Source organism: Dryocola boscaweniae (assembly GCF_025215095.1).
Classification (GTDB): Bacteria; Pseudomonadota; Gammaproteobacteria; order Enterobacterales; family Enterobacteriaceae; genus Dryocola; species Dryocola boscaweniae.
Window position 1 is genome coordinate 36,982 of the sequence record NZ_JALHAP010000070.1, and the last position, 17,445, is coordinate 54,426.

Annotated in this window: 15 protein-coding genes; 6 read left to right on the forward strand and 9 right to left on the reverse strand. The window is 54.2% G+C overall.

All coding sequences use genetic code 11. The features are described 5' to 3' along the window. Positions 1-46: 46 nt before the first annotated feature. Complete coding sequence (gene dapD / locus MUA00_RS03655) at positions 47-871, forward strand: 2,3,4,5-tetrahydropyridine-2,6-dicarboxylate N-succinyltransferase (protein ID WP_271121909.1); 825 nt, start codon at positions 47-49, stop codon at positions 869-871. A gap of 111 nt (positions 872-982) precedes the next feature. Further along, entirely contained in the window at positions 983-1,372 is a 390-nt protein-coding gene (locus MUA00_RS03660; protein ID WP_271121908.1) for a DUF3461 family protein, read from the forward strand. A gap of 43 nt (positions 1,373-1,415) precedes the next feature. Here MUA00_RS03660 and cdaR read toward each other — a convergent pair whose 3' ends face one another. The 3 genes from cdaR to dgt form a co-directional block, all read right to left on the reverse strand. Next, positions 1,416-2,573, reverse strand: coding sequence for a DNA-binding transcriptional regulator CdaR (gene cdaR, locus MUA00_RS03665; protein ID WP_271121907.1), 1,158 nt, complete (start codon positions 2,571-2,573; stop codon positions 1,416-1,418). A 171-nt stretch (positions 2,574-2,744) separates the two neighbouring features. Continuing rightward, positions 2,745-4,184, reverse strand: a complete 1,440-nt coding sequence (degP, locus tag MUA00_RS03670; RefSeq protein WP_271121906.1) for a serine endoprotease DegP — start codon at positions 4,182-4,184, stop codon at positions 2,745-2,747. Positions 4,185-4,324: 140 nt separating this feature from the next. Continuing rightward, entirely contained in the window at positions 4,325-5,839 is a 1,515-nt protein-coding gene (dgt, locus tag MUA00_RS03675; RefSeq protein WP_271121905.1) for a dGTPase, read from the reverse strand. A gap of 94 nt (positions 5,840-5,933) precedes the next feature. On the opposite strand from dgt, the gene mtnN reads away from it, so the two are divergent. Genes mtnN through MUA00_RS03690 form a run of 3 tightly spaced genes read left to right on the forward strand, consistent with a single transcriptional unit; the run spans position 5,934 to position 8,069 of the window. Beyond that, the gene (mtnN, locus tag MUA00_RS03680) at positions 5,934-6,632 is read left to right on the forward strand and encodes a 5'-methylthioadenosine/S-adenosylhomocysteine nucleosidase (protein ID WP_271121904.1); all 699 of its coding nucleotides are present in this window, start codon (positions 5,934-5,936) and stop codon (positions 6,630-6,632) included. Further along, positions 6,625-7,425: a vitamin B12 ABC transporter substrate-binding protein BtuF gene (btuF, locus tag MUA00_RS03685; protein ID WP_271121903.1), complete on the forward strand. Its 801-nt coding sequence runs from the start codon at positions 6,625-6,627 to the stop codon at positions 7,423-7,425. Before mtnN ends, btuF begins: the two co-directional genes overlap by 8 nt. Positions 7,426-7,448: 23 nt before the next feature. After that, positions 7,449-8,069 (forward strand): TRIC cation channel family protein, encoded by a 621-nt coding sequence (locus tag MUA00_RS03690; RefSeq protein ID WP_271121902.1) that lies wholly within the window; start codon positions 7,449-7,451, stop codon positions 8,067-8,069. A gap of 137 nt (positions 8,070-8,206) precedes the next feature. Here MUA00_RS03690 and erpA read toward each other — a convergent pair whose 3' ends face one another. Beyond that, positions 8,207-8,551, reverse strand: coding sequence for an iron-sulfur cluster insertion protein ErpA (erpA, locus tag MUA00_RS03695; RefSeq protein ID WP_271121901.1), 345 nt, complete (start codon positions 8,549-8,551; stop codon positions 8,207-8,209). 81 nt (positions 8,552-8,632) lie between these two features. Further along, complete coding sequence (gene clcA, locus MUA00_RS03700; RefSeq protein WP_271121900.1) at positions 8,633-10,054, reverse strand: H(+)/Cl(-) exchange transporter ClcA; 1,422 nt, start codon at positions 10,052-10,054, stop codon at positions 8,633-8,635. A 138-nt stretch (positions 10,055-10,192) separates the two neighbouring features. On the opposite strand from clcA, the gene hemL reads away from it, so the two are divergent. Continuing rightward, positions 10,193-11,473 carry a glutamate-1-semialdehyde 2,1-aminomutase gene (gene hemL / locus MUA00_RS03705; RefSeq protein ID WP_271121899.1) on the forward strand — a complete coding sequence of 427 codons (1,281 nt, stop codon included), beginning with the start codon at positions 10,193-10,195 and terminating at the stop codon, positions 11,471-11,473. A gap of 43 nt (positions 11,474-11,516) precedes the next feature. Here the strand turns inward: hemL and fhuB are convergent, their stop codons facing one another. From fhuB to fhuA, 4 genes are read right to left on the reverse strand one after another with little or no spacing between them, the layout of a single operon-like run. Then, positions 11,517-13,502: a Fe(3+)-hydroxamate ABC transporter permease FhuB gene (gene fhuB, locus MUA00_RS03710; protein ID WP_271121898.1), complete on the reverse strand. Its 1,986-nt coding sequence runs from the start codon at positions 13,500-13,502 to the stop codon at positions 11,517-11,519. Continuing rightward, positions 13,499-14,389 (reverse strand): Fe(3+)-hydroxamate ABC transporter substrate-binding protein FhuD, encoded by an 891-nt coding sequence (gene fhuD / locus MUA00_RS03715; protein WP_271121943.1) that lies wholly within the window; start codon positions 14,387-14,389, stop codon positions 13,499-13,501. Before fhuD ends, fhuB begins: the two co-directional genes overlap by 4 nt. A gap of 8 nt (positions 14,390-14,397) precedes the next feature. Next, positions 14,398-15,195, reverse strand: coding sequence for a Fe3+-hydroxamate ABC transporter ATP-binding protein FhuC (gene fhuC, locus MUA00_RS03720; protein ID WP_271121897.1), 798 nt, complete (start codon positions 15,193-15,195; stop codon positions 14,398-14,400). Positions 15,196-15,243: 48 nt separating this feature from the next. Further along, positions 15,244-17,427 carry a ferrichrome porin FhuA gene (gene fhuA, locus MUA00_RS03725; protein WP_271121896.1) on the reverse strand — a complete coding sequence of 728 codons (2,184 nt, stop codon included), beginning with the start codon at positions 17,425-17,427 and terminating at the stop codon, positions 15,244-15,246. Between the last annotated feature and the right edge of the window lie 18 nt (positions 17,428-17,445).

Sequence of the window (17,445 nt, forward strand, 5' to 3'; positions counted from 1 at the left end):
AGCTTGAAGGATGAAGGGTAATGTCACCATCAGGAAAAATTTACCAATGCAGCAGCTACAGAATGTAATTGAGTCCGCTTTCGAGCGCCGCGCCGACATCACTCCGGCAAACGTAGATACCGTTACACGCGTTGCGGTAAACCAGGTTATTTCCCTGCTCGACAGCGGTGCGCTGCGCGTTGCCGAAAAGATTGAAGGTCAGTGGGTCACTCACCAGTGGTTGAAGAAGGCCGTTCTGCTCTCTTTTCGTATTAATGACAATCAGGTCATGGAAGGCGCAGAAAGCCGCTACTTCGATAAAGTGCCGATGAAATTCGCCGACTACGACGAAGCGCGCTTCCAGAAAGAAGGCTTCCGCGTTGTGCCGCCAGCGGCCGTTCGTCAGGGCGCATTCATTGCCCGCAACACCGTGCTGATGCCTTCTTATGTGAACATTGGCGCGTATGTTGATGAAGGCACTATGGTTGATACCTGGGCAACAGTCGGTTCTTGCGCGCAGATTGGTAAAAACGTGCATCTGTCCGGCGGCGTCGGCATCGGCGGCGTTCTGGAACCGCTGCAGGCTAACCCAACTATTATTGAAGATAACTGCTTCATCGGCGCGCGTTCAGAAGTGGTGGAAGGCGTTATCGTTGAAGAAGGCTCCGTGATTTCCATGGGCGTATACATCGGCCAGAGCACCCGCATTTACGATCGTGAAACCGGCGAAGTGCATTATGGTCGTGTGCCGGCGGGCTCCGTCGTCGTTTCCGGTAACCTGCCGTCCAAAGATGGCAAATACAGCCTTTACTGTGCGGTTATCGTGAAAAAAGTTGATGCGAAAACTCGCGGAAAAGTGGGCATCAACGAACTGCTTCGCACTATCGACTAAATATAAATGTTCAAAAAGGCGGGGTAACCCGCCTTTTTTGCATACGGGACTGGCGGGAAAGGAATTTTCCGTTGATTATCTATAGGTTAATGATATCGAAAAGGTAACGCTATGTACGATAACCTGAAAAGTCTGGGTATTACCAATCCTGATGAAATCGATCGTTACAGCCTCCGGCAGGAAGCCAACAACGATATCCTGAAAATCTATTTCCAGAAGGATAAAGGCGAGTTCTTTGCCAAAAGCGTGAAGTTTAAGTATCCGCGCCAGCGCAAAACCATCGTCGCCGATGGCGTAGGACAGGGTTACAAAGAAGTGCAGGAAATTAGCCCTAACCTGCGCTACGTGATCGATGAATTAGATCAGCTCTGCCAGCGCGATCGCACCGAAGTGGATCTGAAGCGTAAGATCCTCGACGATCTGCGTCATCTGGAATCGGTAGTAACCAACAAGATCAGCGAAATCGAAGCCGATCTGGAAAAGTTAACCCGTAATAAATAATCCCGATAGTCAGTCGTGTAAGGGGCCGGTTTTCCGGCCCTTTTTATCTTTGTTCGTCCAGCTGCAGCGCAACGTACAGCAACAATCGATCGTCGAAATTCCCCAGGTCCAAACCGGTTAGTTCAGAAATACGATTCAGCCGATATTCAAGCGTATTTCTGTGGATAAACAGCGCCTTAGAAGTTGCCAGCGGCTGCACGTTATGTCGAAACCACGCGCTTAACGTTCTGCGCAGTAATCCGTTGTTATCCATAGTTTTTAAACGCGCCAGCGGACGCGCCAGCTCATTCGCCTGCCAGCCGCCGCGCAGGCTGTCCAGCAGAACCGGCAACATCAAGTCCTGATAGAAATAGCTGCGGTTTTCCGGCATGCGCTGCTTGCCGACCATCATCGTTGTACGAGCAGTGCGATACGAGCGCGCGATACTGCCGGGGCCGGTAAAATAGTTACCAAGCGCCACGCGAAAACGCAGTTGACCGTTCTCTTTCATGCGGCTGATAAGCTGTTCGACGCGCTTGCGATGATCTTCAGCGTCCCAGCGTCCAAACTGATTCAGCGCTGGTTTCAGCACGACCATCTCCGTCAAAGAGACGATGGCGATCAGGTTATTGCGCTCGGGTGTGGTAAGCGCGTTTTGCAGTTGTTGAAGCTCCTCCATGGCGCTATCTACGCCAAGCTGACCGCTATCTACTTCCACTACCGCCACAACGCGGGGCTGATTGAGATCGATACCTAATCTTTGCGCCCATTCTGTCAGCGCCGGAGAGAGCTCTTCTGCCTGAATCAGGTTCATGACCAGCTCTTCACGCAGGCGGCTGTCCTGGGCCAGCAGATGCATAAGCCGGGACTGTTCCAGCATCATCTCGGCGGTCATACAGACCAGCTCGCCGTACTTGCGCAGCGACTCCGGCTCGCCCGTCAGCCCAATAACGCCGACAATTTCACCGTCAATGCGCAGCGGCAGATTGATTCCCTGACGCACGCCGTGCAGATGTCTGGCAACCGCATTATCAATATCCACCACGCGCCCCTGCGAGAGCACCAGCAATGCCCCTTCGTGCAGTTCACCAATACGCTCTTTATCGCCGCTGCCGATGATCCGCCCGCGGGCATCCATGACGTTGATATTGGTGTCGATGATGGTCATCGTGCGCGCCACAATGTCCTGCGCCATTTTGGTATCGAGATGCCAGCCAGCCATTTCTTACTCTCCGGGTCGTGCTAATGGCCCAGCATAAGCGAGATAAATAGCTCCGACATTGTGCAAAAGCCCAAAGCCGCGGGTAATAGTGTGGAGTTGTGGAAAGGTTCACAAAAAATAGGGGCCGCGAAAGCGGCCCCTGGCTACATGGACTAACTCAGTCCGAAATCATTACTGCATCAGCAGATAAATAGTGCTATCGCCGCGCTGAATGTTGAGCGCCATCACCGACGGTTTCGTGTCGAGGACTTTGCGCAGTTCAGCGATGTTGTTCACCGGCTGCTGGTTAATACCGATAATAATATCGCCTTTTTTCAGGCCGATACGCGCAGCCGGAGTATTGCCTTTCACGGAATTAACAATCACGCCTTTCTCATCTTTACCGCTGCGGTTGCTCATTTCAGCGCCTTCAATACCGGTAAAGATGGTTGAGGAATCTACCTGAGTCTGGCTGCTTTGCTGCAGTTCCAGGTTAACAGATACGGGTTTACCGTCGCGCAGCAGGCCAAGGGTAATTTTGCTGCCAACCGGCATAGAACCGACTTCTGCGCGCAATGCTGCAAAGCTGCTGATTGCTTTACCGTTCATAGAAACCACCACGTCACCAGCTTTCACGCCTGCTTTCGCTGCGGAAGAGTTAGGCATAACCTGGCTTACGAACGCACCACGCTGCGCATCGACCTTCATGGCTTTTGCAAGTTCTGAGTTCAGCTCGGTACCCATAATGCCCAGCTCACCACGCTTAACCTGGCCGTACTGCACCATCTGCGCGGTCAGGTTTTTCACCATGTTGCTTGGAATCGCAAAGCCGATACCGATATTGCCGCCGTCCGGAGCAAGGATCGCGGTGTTAATGCCGATCAATTCACCGTTCAGATTAACCAGCGCGCCGCCGGAGTTACCGCGGTTAATCGCAGCATCCGTCTGAATGAAGTTTTCGTAGTTTTCAATATTCAAACCGCTACGGCCAAGCGCTGAGACAATCCCGGATGTCACGGTTTCGCCCAGACCATACGGGTTACCGATTGCCACGGTATAGTCGCCCACGCGCAGGCCGTCGGAATCGGCCATTTTAATCGCCGTCAGGTTTTTCGGATCCTGCAATTGCAGCAGAGCGATATCTGAACGCGGATCTTTACCCACAACTTTTGCTTCAAACTTGCGGCCATCGCTCAGGGAAACTTGAATTTTTGTCGCGTTATCAACAACGTGGTTGTTGGTAACAACATAGCCTTTAGCGGCGTCAATAATTACGCCGGAACCAAGAGCGGCAAATTTCTGCTGCTGCGAGCCGCCGTCAGCCCCGCCGTCAGGGCCAGCCTGACAGAATGGAGAACTCTGGAAGGGTGAACCTTCCTGACAGAATGGCGAATTGTCGCCGAAGAACTGCTGGAAGTTGCGCCCCATGCGCGGAGTATTTACCGTGGTGCTGCCTTCAACGTTAATACTCACCACCGATGGCATCACTTTCTCAAGCATCGGCGCAAGGCTTGGCAGCGGTTGGGCCGCAGATGCGGAAGAAGCCGTCTCAGCGGCGGTGGCAGACATAGGTCCCAGCGCCAAACCCAGACTCAGAGCCAGCGCACTCATTGCTAAAGTGGTTTTTTTCATCTCTTTCATTCTCAAGTTATAAGTCACGCATAATTGCTGTGCAGGTCTATATAGAGTGGAGTTATAGCGCTTAGTTCCACCGATAACTCACTGGAAAAAGTAAAAAAATATTGTTCGTCTTTACAAAACTCAACGACTCGCTATTCCACCGCCATCAGACGTCGGTATTCATCCCATGCGTAGAGATCCGTCATGCCGCTGATATAATCCTGAATCAGCCGGCAACGATAATAATATTCCCAGACGGCATATTCAGGGCTCGCAGGCGTTAAGTCATTTACGGCTTCGATATAAGCAAGCCGGTGTTTGGTCGACAATTTATGATAAAGCCGCGTCTCAATTGGCAGACGTCGCAGGCTCTCTTTTTCCACCAGCTCAGCAAAGTCCTCGGCGGATATATTGAGTAGCGGGCTGTAAATTTCAAGTAAGCCGCCAATCACCCGATAGCCCTGCAACTCTAACTGTTCCACCTCAGGATGGCTGAAGACCTGTTCTACCGCCACCTGCTTATATAATTCCAGCAGGCGCGCGAACGGGCTGTCGTCCTCAAGCAAAGCATGATTAAACTCGCCCGTATAAATTTCCGGAAGATTGTCGATAAAACGCTGGGCCGCATAGGGAACCAGTTGATTTAAAGTATTCACCCGCAAATACATAAAGAACTGATCTTCGGTGCTGCGGCGCATTTGGTTGGTGCTGGATTTACGCCATGCTTCGTTAACGACTTTTTCAAACAGATCGTCCTGCTTGCGCTCGCCCCAGGCCTCGCAAAGATGCTGGTAAAGCCGATCGACGCTAAAAATATTCTTCTCAACGGCATCTTCCAGATCCGCCACGCAATAAGAGATATCGTCCGCTGCTTCCATAATCCATGTAAGAGGAAAGCGACTGAATTCACCTAGCTGCAGCTCCGCACGCAGGCGCTTGATATAGCTCTCTTCTGAAAGATAAAAGCCGGGTTTTTTCATCAAATATGCGTGGCTTTCCGGGGGCTTGCCGACAAACCAGGCCGGGCGGGTATATTTCAGAATGCAGCCAACCTGCGCCCAGGTCAGATTCATGCGCAGCAGGCTATGCACCAGGCGGATCCCCTGCGCATTGCCTTCAAACTGGCAGAGATCCTGGCGCACGTTGCGACGCAGCTCGTTTAACTTATCCTCGCCCTCACGCAGCCGCAGGGCGTCGACTTTGCAGCGATCGTCGCTGCGGGGTTGGCTGCCGGCATCGGCGGGAAACAGGCGCTGGCGAAACCAGTCGTTGATAGCCGATTCGCCAAAATGCCCGAAAGGGGGATTGCCGATGTCGTGCATCAGACAGGCCATTTCGACGATGCTTTCAAAAGGCCCGGTCAGTTCACTCAGACCATACTTTTCGAGGCTTTGCTGCTCTTTAAGGCGGCTGAGAACTTCTTTGGCAATGTAGCGCCCAACCTGCTGAACTTCCATGGAGTGCGTCAACCGCGTACGCACAGAAGCGTTTCGCTCAAGGGGAAAAACCTGCGTTTTTTGCTGCAGGCGGCGGATCGCCGGAGAGTTTACGATCCTTCCGCGATCGCTCTCAAAAATGCGCAAAATCTCATGTTCATTTTTGACGCCGGAAGGCGAGCGGAAACGGCGGTGCCAGTTAATTTTCTTGCGGAAATCTAGTTCACTCATGCCCTCTCCTTCGCCCAAATCAAGAGCGGATTAATTCCTTGATGCTTGCCATGATAGACTATGCATCCTAACTAACACGATTGCGAGTATCTCTATGAAAGCAGGCATTATTGGCGCGATGGAAGAAGAAGTTACGCTTCTGCGTGACAAAATCGAAAATCGCCAAACGCTGAAACTTGCGGGCTGTGAAATTTACACCGGCACCCTGAACGGCGTGGAAGTGGCGTTATTGAAATCCGGCATCGGTAAAGTCGCGGCAGCTTTGGGCGCAACCTTACTGCTTGAGCATTTCAAGCCTGACGTGGTCATCAATACCGGTTCCGCAGGCGGTCTGGCGCCAACGCTGAAAGTGGGTGATATCGTTGTTTCCGACGAAGTGCGCTATCACGACGCGGACGTCACCGCTTTTGGTTATGAATACGGCCAGTTGCCCGGCTGTCCTGCGGGCTTTGCTGCTGATGCAAAACTGATTGCCGCAGCAGAAGAATGCATCAGCGAGCTGAACCTGAACGCGGTACGCGGCCTGGTTGTCAGCGGCGATGCGTTTATCAACGGTTCCGTCGCGCTGGCGAAAATCCGCCATAACTTCCCACAGGCCGTTGCGGTAGAAATGGAAGCCACGGCTGTCGCGCATGTTTGCCACAACTTCGGTACGCCGTTCGTGGTGGTGCGCGCTATTTCTGACGTGGCCGACCAGCAGTCTCACCTGAGCTTCGACGAATTCCTGGCGGTAGCGGCTAAACAGTCCACGCTGATGGTTGAAAATCTGGTGCAGAAACTGGCTCGTGGCTAACAGGACGCTCTGGCGCGGGATAAGCGCCATTCTTTTTTGCTTGCCGTTGCTGCTGTGCGCCGCGCCGCGGGTTATTTCTCTGTCGCCCAGTAATACCGAACTTGCCTTCGCGGCAGGTATTACGCCGGTGGCGGTGAGCGCCTGGTCGGACTACCCAGAAGAAGCCAAAAAACTTGAGCAGGTGGCGAACTGGCAGGGCATGAACCTTGAACGCATCGTGGCGTTAAAGCCGGATGTGGTGCTGGCCTGGCGAGCAGGAAATGCGGAACGGCAGGTAAACCAACTGGCAGCGCTTGGGATAAAAATCGTCTGGTTAGATCCCACAACGGTTGAAGAGGTGATTTCAGCGCTGCGCCAGCTTGGGGCATACAGCCCAACGCCGGAAACAGCGACTAAAGCGGCCGATCAACTGGCGGCAGAATTCCAGGCGTTAAAAGCTCAGTATGCGCAAGCGGCGAAGAAAAAAGTGTTTCTCCAGTTTGGTCAACATCCCCTTTTTACTTCCGGTAAGGGTTCGATTCAGGATGAAATCCTGGCGTTGTGCGGCGGAGAAAATATCTTTGCCGATAGCCGCGTTCCGTGGCCGCAGGTCAGCCGTGAGCAAGTGCTCATCCGTAAACCGCAGGCTATTATCATCACTGGCGACGAAAGCAAAATTCCGCCGGTGCAACAATTCTGGCAGCCCCAGCTAACTATTCCGGTTAAAGCGGTGAATGATGACTGGTTTAGCCGCGCGGGCCCGCGTATTATCCTCGCCGCAAAACAGCTCTGTACGGAGCTGGCAGAAAAATAAGCTTACTTGAGGGTAACTCTTACATGCTCGTTTATTGGCTGGACATCATTGGCACAGCCGTCTTTGCCATCTCCGGCGTGCTGCTTGCCGGCAAACTTCGTATGGACCCGTTTGGCGTGCTGGTGCTGGGCGTTGTCACAGCCGTGGGCGGAGGGACAATACGTGACATGGCTCTGGCGAATGGCCCAGTATTCTGGGTAAAAGATCCGACAGACCTGGTGGTGGCGATGGTCACCTGCCTGCTGACGATCCTGCTGGTGCGCCAGCCTCGCCGCCTGCCGAAGTGGATCTTACCGGTGCTGGATGCCGTCGGGCTTGCGGTATTTGTGGGGATTGGCGTCAACAAAGCCTTCCTGGCAGGCACCAGCCCGCTGATTGCAATTTGCATGGGCGTGCTGACGGGCGTTGGCGGCGGGATTATTCGCGACGTGCTGGCGCGTGAAATCCCCATGATCCTGCGGACGGAAATTTACGCCACCGCCTGTATCATCGGCGGCATCGTGCATGCTACAGCTTTCTATACATTCAAAGTACCGCTGGAGCAGGCAAGCATGATTGGCATGGTGGTTACGCTCACGATACGTCTGGCGGCGATTCGCTGGCACCTCAAACTGCCGACGTTTGCGTTGGATGACCGACAATAGACAATAAAAAAGCCGTGTTAAAAAACACGGCTCAGATTACTGACAAAGGTCGTTAAACGGTTGTTGTAGGGTGGATAAGCGCAAGCGTCATCCACCATTTTTGCCCGTTTTGTCGGATGACGCTTCGCTTATCCGACCTACACGCTAAAGGAAGAACCACACCCGCAGGTGCTTTTTGCATTCGGGTTGGTCACCACGAAGCGAGAACCTTCCAGACCTTCAGTGTAATCCACCGCGCCGCCCACCAGATATTGCAGGCTCATCGGGTCAACCACCAGCGCGACGCCTTGCTTCTCAATGGTCATATCGCCGTCGTTGATCTGGTCATCAAAGGTGAAGCCATACTGGAAGCCGCTGCAACCACCACCGGTGATATAGACGCGCAGCTTGAGATTCGGATTCTCTTCATCTGCGATCAGGCTTTTTACTTTTTTGGCTGCGGCTTCTGTAAACTGCAGCGGCAGCGCTACGTCATCACTCATTTTTTGCTCCCAACGAAATAAGAAATCGGACAAAGATTAACCCGATCTTTAGGGCCATTATCTAATACGCAGTCAAATCGTTCAAGTATTCTCCCCGGCAGGGGTCGGCTGTGCCTTAGCCTGCTTTTCGGCTTCCTGCTTAGCAAGCGTCCGCGCAAGTATCGAGGAGTATAGCGGTTTACCGCCGAGAAATTGTGCTAATAGTGTCGCGCCAAGACAGGTAATGATCATTGGCAAAATGAGCTGATAATTGTCAGTCATTTCCAGAACCAGCACGATACCGGTAAGCGGCGCACGCACCGAGGCGGCAAACAGCGCGCCCATCCCCGCGATAGCAAATGTACCAACATCAAGATGATAAGCCGGGAACCATGCCGCGCTTGCCATACCGAATGCCGTGCCTAGCAGCGTGCCCAACGCAAGCATCGGTGCAAAAATCCCGCCAGGCGCGCCTGAAGAAAAACATAAAAGCGTAGTAATAATGCGGGCGATAAAAATAAACAGCAGCATGCCCAGCGTGTAATTTCCCGCAGCGGCAATAGGTATAAGGTTAAAACCACCGCCCGCCGCCGCAGGCTGGATAAGCCCTAACACGCCGCAAATCCCGCCCAGCAGGCCGCCAATCAGCACCCATTTTTTTATTTCGCCGCCGTGGATACGCTGAAACATATCCTGAGTCCGGAACACCAGCGAGTTAAACAATACGCCCACCACGCCGAATACCATCCCTAATACCAGATACAGCCAGAGCGTATTAACCGGCGCATTAGAAAGTTTGCCCACTTCGATTACTGCGTTTTCACCGTTAAAAATACGGAACACCACGCTCGACATAATCACGCCGATGAAAACCGCTTTAATGGAAATCAGGTTGTAGCGAAACTGCGGACGCATCTCTTCGATAATGAACAAAATACCCGCGAGCGGCGCGTTAAATGCCGCTGAAAGCCCGGCAGCAGCGCCCGTCGCCAGTAAAGAATGCCGTGCTTCCGCCCCACGCAGGCGGAAAATATCCAGCACCATGCGACCAATATTTCCGCCCAGTTGCACCGTCGGACCTTCACGCCCCAGCACCATACCCGCACCGAGCGTACCCATCCCGCCGATAAATTTCACCGGGATCACCCGCCACCAGCGCACCGGCCGCAGCTCTTCCAGCGCGCCTTCAATTTCGGGGATACCTGACCCGCCCGCTTCCGGGGCAAATCGACGCACCAGATAGTAGCCCACCATCGCTAACAGCACTGAACTGATAAACGCCAGCGGCCAGACTATCAGCGAATAATCTGCAACATGCGTCAGCATCGCCAGGCGATTTTGCTGCACCCAGTTAACTGCCTTTTCGAAAGCAACGCCCACAAGCCCGGCCAGCGTTCCGACGATAGCCGCCATAAACAGAATCGCCACCGGCGTTTTGTCCCGGCGAATCAGGCGACGTACCATATCGCCCCTGCGCAATCTGACGGCCTGCTGTGCTTCAAAAGAGGGGTGAGAAGGATTCATTGGTATAATCATTAATAAGTAATACAAATCGAGCAGGCATTCTACTCGCTCGGCGCGCCCGGGCAAAACTTTCATAACCCCGAAGGTTTCCCTTAGAATAGTCCGTTGCCATTCTTTTCACGAATCAGGAGCCGATTCATGAGTAAGTCAGAAAATCTGTACGATGCCGCCCGTAAAGTCATCCCAGGCGGGGTGAACTCGCCGGTACGTGCTTTTACCGGAGTCGGCGGTGTCCCGCTGTTTGTTGAACGCGCCGACGGCGCTTATCTGTTTGATGCCGACGGCAAAGCCTATATCGATTATGTTGGCTCCTGGGGGCCGATGATCCTCGGCCATAACCACCCGGCTATTCGTAACGCGGTCATTGAAGCCGTGGAACGCGGCCTGAGCTTTGGCGCACCGACCGAAATGGAAGTAAAAATGGCGGAGCTGGTGACGGAACTGGTTCCAACCATGGACATGGTCCGCATGGTGAACTCCGGCACTGAAGCCACCATGAGCGCTATTCGCCTGGCGCGCGGTTTCACCGGCCGCGACAAAATCATTAAATTCGAAGGTTGCTATCACGGCCACGCCGACTGCCTGCTGGTGAAAGCGGGTTCCGGCGCACTGACTTTGGGCCAGCCGAACTCGCCTGGCGTGCCTGCAGACTTTGCAAAACACACCCTCACCTGCACCTATAACGATCTCTCCTCAGTACGTGAAGCGTTTGAACTGTACCCGCAGGACGTGGCGTGCATCATCGTTGAACCAGTCGCGGGCAACATGAACTGTATCCCGCCAAACGATGACTTCCTGCCAGGTTTACGCGCGCTGTGTGATGAATTTGGCGCCCTGCTGATTATCGACGAAGTGATGACCGGCTTCCGTGTGGCGCTGGCCGGCGCTCAGTCTTATTACGGCGTTGAGCCGGATCTGACCTGCCTTGGCAAAATCATCGGCGGCGGCATGCCGGTGGGCGCTTTTGGCGGCCGTCGTGAAATCATGGACGCGCTGGCGCCAACCGGCCCGGTTTACCAGGCGGGCACGCTCTCCGGTAACCCAATCGCTATGGCTGCAGGTTATGCCTGTCTGACAGCGGTTGCCCAGCCGGGTATCCACCAGACGTTAACCGAACTCACGGAAATGCTGGCTGATGGCCTGTTGCGCGCGGCAAAAGAAGAGAATATCCCACTGGTCGTCAACAACGTTGGCGGCATGTTCGGCCTGTTCTTTACCGATGCGCCAACCGTGACCAACTACAAGGATGTGATGGCGTGCGACGTGGAGCGCTTTAAGAAGTTCTTCCACCTGATGCTGGAAGAAGGCGTGTACCTGGCGCCGTCCGCATTTGAAGCAGGCTTTATGTCGGTCGCGCACTCGAAGGAAGATATTCAGAAAACCATCGACGCTGCGCGTCGGGTGTTTGCGAAGCTTTAATCACTCTTTGTCCTCTCCCCGACGGGGAGAGGATGCTTATTCACTAGCGGCTTTGCTTACGCAGCAAATAAACGAAATAAGGCGCGCCGATAAACGTCGCCAGCAGCCCGGCCGGCACCTGATCCGGGAACAGCAGCATCCTTCCGCACCAGTCCGCAGCCACCATCAACATCCCACCCAACAGCGCAGCCATAACTAACTGCGGCATCGCACGGCGGAAACCGAGCATGCGCGCAATATGCGGAGCCATTAGCCCGACAAAGCTCAGCGGCCCAACGGTTAACGTCGCAGCGGCGGTCAACGTTGCGGCCAGCAACAGCAACCCAAATCGTGAAGGCGTAAGCGCCATGCCCACCGCACGAGCGGTTGCGCCACCCAGCGGCAGAATCATCAGCCAGCGGCGGCACAGCGGAGTCAGAGCAAACAGCACGATCATCAGCATCAACGTCTTAACCGCCCGATCGCCCGTCACGCTATAGGTTGAGCCGGAAATCCAGGTGAGAATACCCGCCATGCGCGGATCGCCGCTTGCCATCAACAGCATCAGCAGCATGGTAAAGGCGGTGCTCAGCGCCATCCCCGCCAGCAACATGCGCTGCGGCGAGAAGCCCCCGCGTCCTGCCGCCACCATAATTACTAACAGGGTAATCGCCGCGCCAAGACTTCCCGCAGGGAACAGCCAGCCGAAGGCATCTCCCGGCACGATAAACAGCATAATCACCACGCCAAATGCCGCGCCGGAACTGATACCTAATACTTCCGGACTAGCCATCGCGTTTCCCGTCAGACGCTGAATCACGCTCCCCGCCACGGCTAACATCATCCCTGCCGTTAGCGCCGCCAGCATACGCGGCCAGCGCCATGGCAAAAGATGCTGGAACATCTCGCCGTTAACCCAGTTCCAGCCGTGCGCATCGCGCCCCAGCGTAAGCGCGGTAACAACCACCAGCGCCAGCAACCCGCAGCCGATAAGAATCCACCATCCAACATGCTGCCGTTCGGCAGGCACATTATCACCAGCGTTCATGGCAGGCGTGCCCACCGTACGCAGGCGCGGCAGCAACCAGAGCAGCAGCGGCGCGCCAATTAACGCAGTCACGGTACCGGTCGAGATTTCACGCCATGCGCCTGCCAGCCAGATAACAGCCTGGTCCGAAAGCCAGAGGATCAGCGCGCCTATCAACGGCGCGAAGAACAGACGGGTCACAAGACGACGAGCGCCAAGCATTTTCGCCAACAAAGGCGCAAACAGGCCAATAAAACCGATAATCCCCACCGCGTTAACCAGCAGCGCGCTGATCGCGATCGCGAGAATTAATGTCGCAAGGCGTACCAGAGAAAGGGCCAGGCCAAGGTTGCGCGCAACGCCATCGTCCAGGCCCATCAGCGTCAGCGGACGCAACAGCAACAGAGTTAGCAACAATCCGCCGACCAGGCGCGGCCACAGACCATTGACGATGCTCCAGTCCTGCTGGTTCAACGCGCCGGTACTCCACAGAAACATATTCTGTAGCTGGTCGTGATGGAAAATAGCCAGCAGTTGATTGACCGCACCGCAGTAAAGGCTGAGCACTAAGCCCGCCAGGATAAGCGTAACCGGCGACAATCTCTTGCCCCACGCCACGCCAAATACCAGCAGGCCAACAACGCCCGCGCCGATTAGCGCAGCAAACTGTTGCGTCTCAAAGCCGCCCGGAAGCGCCCATAATGTCGCGACGGTCACGCCAAGTTGAGCGCCGCTGGCTACGCCGAGCGTCGTCGGTTCCGCCAGAGGGTTGCGTAAAACCTGCTGGAATAATACGCCGACCAGCCCCAACCCCGCGCCAACCAGTAGCGAAATCGCCAGACGTGGCAGCAGGCTGTAGTGGAACAGCATTTGATTAATATCGTCGATATTGGGTTGCCACCATGCCTTAGCCCACTGCGCCGAGGGCAGTTGTGCATTCAGGTTATGAAGCGTTAGCGCACAGGCAACGGCAAACAATATCGACAGCAGCGCGGCAGGAAACAGAACATGATGACGTCTCACGCAGCGCTCCCTACGGCTTTCGCCAGCATTTTAGTGAAGTTCATGGCGGAAATAGTTGCGCCGTATAGCCACACGGCCGGCACGCGCTGGAAACGGTTCTGGCGTACAAACGGCATTGCTTTCCATAATGGCGTCGCCATCACTTTTTCCATTTCGGCGTCGTTATTGTGATCAAAACAAATCACATCCGCATTTTTAATCACCGCAAGTCGCTCGAGCCCAACAACGGCAGTGCCCCAGAAGTTGGTTTCGCCATGCCAGGCATTTTTTACGCCCAGCAGATCCATCACTTCCTGAAACAGGCTGTTTTGCCCAACGATTAATGCGTGACGCGGATCGAGCAGCGTTATCAGCAATACCGGCCGATCGCTTCGCTGCGCAAAGCGCGGTTTCATCTCAGCAATGAATTGATCAAAGTGGGCCAGATGATCTTTTGCCGCCTGCTGCATGCCCAGCTTTTCCCCTAGCTCGGTCAGGGAATGGCGCGCAACGGTCAGCGGCTTGCCTGAGCCATCGTTAAAGTTAAAACCGAGTCCTGGCGCGATGCGCGTCATTTTCTCAGGCGAAGGCCCATAACCGGCGGAATAGAGAATCAGCGACGGTTTAAGCTGGGTAAGCAGTTCCAGATTAGGTTCAGTACGCAGGCCAACGTCAATAACGCTGGCTGGCAATGCCGGCTCGCCTACCCAGGCGCGATAGTTGTTCATATCGGCTACCGCCATCGGCGTGGCGCCAAGCGCGAGCATCAACTCTGCGGGCAGCCATTCGAGGGCGACGACTCGATGAGGATCGATGGACGCGGCATGCGCACGGCCCATTTTGAATAACAGTGGCGATAACGCCAGGGCCGTCACAAGCTGGCGACGGCTAATTGAGGGGTTAATCAGTTCAGCCATCAGTAAACAAAGCTCACCGGCGCCGCGCCCGCAGGGTGCTGCAAAATGCCCATCGGAATGCCGTAGATATGCTCAAGCGTTGCGCTTTGCATTATCTCAGCCGGGCTGCCCTGAGCAATCATTTCGCCGCCGCGCAGCGCCACCAGATGGTCGCAATAGCGCGCGGCCATATTAATATCGTGCAGCACAGCAATTACCGTTAAGCCGCGCTCCTGGCTCAGACGATGGATTAACGCCAGCACGTCAACCTGATGGGCGATATCCAGCGCGGAAGTCGGTTCATCAAGCAGCAAACAGCGGCTGTCCTGCGCCACCAGCATCGCAATCCATGCGCGCTGACGCTCGCCGCCGGAAAGACTGTCCACCAGCCGATGAGCAAAAGGCTTCAGGCCAACCAGCGTAATCGCTTCTTCCACAAGCTCCCTGTCCGCAACACCAAAACGCCCTAACGCGCCGTGCCATGGATAACGGCCAATGGCGACCAGCTCACGAACCGTCATCCCTTCCGCTGCGGGAAGCTGCTGCGGTAAATAGGCCACCTGCCGGGCAAACGCCTTACTGCTCCAACTGTCGAGCGGCTGTTCGTTTAAGCGAATCTCGCCCTTCGTTGGCTTCTGGTGGCGACCAAGCATTTTCAGCAGCGTAGATTTACCCGAGCCGTTATGGCCAATCAGGCCGGTGACTTTTCCAACGGGAAAGGAGAGCGACAGCGGATGAAGCAATGTGCGACCAGGCACACGGAAGGTGACGTCAGTAAGGCTAAAGGTGGTATCAGGATGGGAGAGTTTGTCGTGCATAATAGCCCAACTTGTTGAAGGGCACGGCGAACCGTGCCCGGAATACAATTAGAAGCGGAAGGTCGCGGTCGCAACCACCTGACGTTCGGCGCCCCAGAAGCAGCCATAAGTCTGGAAGCAACTGGCAACGTATTCACGATCGAGCAGGTTATTAACGTTTACCGCAATGCTGGAACCGTTCATGCCAAAACGACCCAGATCGTATTTGACCACGGCATCCATCACAGCAGCACTGCCGACTTCAAAGGAGTTCGCCGGATCGCCGTAACTTTTACCAATGAAGCGACCGCCGGTGCCCAGAGTCAGACCACTCAGCGCACCTTCGTTAAAGGTGTAATCACCCCACAGAGAAGCCATGTGCTCCGGCACCTGTTCTGGCGTATTACCTTTCAGATTGGTGTCTTTGGTGTACTCCGCATCGGTATAGGTATAAGAAGCGATTACGTTGATATTGGCATTAATCGCCGCTTTCGCTTCCAGCTCCACACCACGAGCACGGATTTCACCCGCCGGAATCTGGCCTAACGGATTGCTCGGGTCAGCGGTCAGATTGTTAGTTTTGGTCAACTGATAGACAGCGCCAGTAATAACAACCGGCATATTTTTCGGTACATACTTCACGCCAGCTTCGTACTGTTCGCCTTTAGACGGAGCATAAGAAGTGCGTGGATTGCTCCAGAGATCGAATGCGCTTGGTTCGAAGGACTGGCTGTAGCTGAAGTAAGGGCTAATGCCATTGTCAAACAGGTAGTTTACACCGCCACGCCAGGTGAATTTCTTGTCATTACGTTCAATATAGCCGCCGCCATCGCCACGAACCGTCGTCGCTTGCTCAGACCAGTCATAACGGCCGCCCAGAGTCATAACCCACTTATCCCACTCAGCCTGATCCTGAACGTAAATACCGGTCTGCTTGCTTTCGTTCATTTGATACGGAGCGGCATCGCCGAAATCAAAATCTTCCATGGTTGGATTGTAAAGATCCAACTGAGGCGCGCTACCGAAGGTTGCGTTGATGTCGTTACGCATGCGCATGTAATCAACGCCCGTCAGCAGGGTATGCTCAAGAGCGCCCGTTGCGAATTTACTTTCCAGTTGGGTATCTACGCTGAAGTTTTGCAGACGTTCGTTATCCACAACCGTACCGCGGTTAAGCATATGACCATTTGTCGCATCGATACCTGTACCGTAAACGCTTTGTTGAGCAGTTTTCATCTCGGTAAAGCGCAGGTTCTGACGCACGGTAAAGGTGTCATCGAAGCCGTGTTCGAAGCTATAGCCAACCATTTTCTGGTTACGGGAATAGGTATTATTGGTTGCGCCTTCGTTGAAGCTGGTTGGCAAACGTGAACCATCTGGTAAAGGCTCAACCGTGCCTTCTTTTGGTAACCAGCCGTAGTAACCGGTTTCTGGCTCATTCTGGAAGTAGGACAAGAAAGTGAAATTAGTCTTGTCATCCGGACGCCATGAGAAAGATGGAGCGATAGTATAACGCTGCTGCTTAGCATTTTGCTGCTGCTCGTTATTAGAGCGAGCCAAACCAGTCAGACGATAGGAGTACACGCCGTCATCATCCAGCGCATCGCTGAAGTCAAATCCGGTCTGGAATAGATTGTCCGTACCCATCTTAAACTGAACTTCATGCAGCGGTTCTGTGGTCGGACGCTTGCTGACCATAGAGATAATGCCGCCCGGGTTGCTCTTACCGTAGAGAACAGATGTTGGGCCGCGCATCAGCTCAACACGTTCTAACATATATGGATCAATGACCGCGTCATTATAAAAGTTACCCTGGAGTTTCAAGCCATCCAGATAGTTGTTTTGGTTCAGACCCACGGAGGAGAAGCCACGAATGATAACGAAATCATAAGTGCTGGAAGCCCCACGGCTGTTAACAGTAACGCCAGGGGTATAACCCAGCGCCTCTTTAACAGACTTAGGTTGATGCATCTGCATCTCTTCGTTAGTCACAACAGAAATAGACTGCGGGGTCTTTTCAATCGGGGTATCTGTTTTAGTTGCGGTTGCCGCATGTTTCGCAGCAATTGTCGGAGCCGGTCCCCACGCGCTTTCCTGCGGAGCCGCAGCAGAAACAGTGATGGTGTCTTCTTTTTTAGCCGTGTTGTCTGCTGCAAAACTTGACGCGCTGATGCTGCCGACAGCGGCCGCAACAAGCAGGGCAAGCTTACGAATAGAGGTGTTGACTGGTTGTCCAGTGATTGAACGCGCCATTGTGTGATCTCTGATGAT

Bases quoted from the DNA above. Each gene is read 5' to 3' on its own strand.
- dapD (WP_271121909.1), top strand. From the start codon at position 47: ATGCAGCAGCTACAGAATGTAATTGAGTCCGCTTTCGAGCGCCGCGCC.
- MUA00_RS03660 (WP_271121908.1), top strand. From the start codon at position 983: ATGTACGATAACCTGAAAAGTCTGGGTATTACCAATCCTGATGAAATC.
- cdaR (WP_271121907.1), bottom strand. From the start codon at position 2,573: ATGGCTGGCTGGCATCTCGATACCAAAATGGCGCAGGACATTGTGGCG.
- degP (WP_271121906.1), bottom strand. From the start codon at position 4,184: ATGAAAAAAACCACTTTAGCAATGAGTGCGCTGGCTCTGAGTCTGGGT.
- dgt (WP_271121905.1), bottom strand. From the start codon at position 5,839: ATGAGTGAACTAGATTTCCGCAAGAAAATTAACTGGCACCGCCGTTTC.
- mtnN (WP_271121904.1), top strand. From the start codon at position 5,934: ATGAAAGCAGGCATTATTGGCGCGATGGAAGAAGAAGTTACGCTTCTG.
- MUA00_RS03690 (WP_271121902.1), top strand. From the start codon at position 7,449: ATGCTCGTTTATTGGCTGGACATCATTGGCACAGCCGTCTTTGCCATC.
- erpA (WP_271121901.1), bottom strand. From the start codon at position 8,551: ATGAGTGATGACGTAGCGCTGCCGCTGCAGTTTACAGAAGCCGCAGCC.
- clcA (WP_271121900.1), bottom strand. From the start codon at position 10,054: ATGAATCCTTCTCACCCCTCTTTTGAAGCACAGCAGGCCGTCAGATTG.
- hemL (WP_271121899.1), top strand. From the start codon at position 10,193: ATGAGTAAGTCAGAAAATCTGTACGATGCCGCCCGTAAAGTCATCCCA.
- fhuC (WP_271121897.1), bottom strand. From the start codon at position 15,195: ATGCACGACAAACTCTCCCATCCTGATACCACCTTTAGCCTTACTGAC.
- fhuA (WP_271121896.1), bottom strand. From the start codon at position 17,427: ATGGCGCGTTCAATCACTGGACAACCAGTCAACACCTCTATTCGTAAG.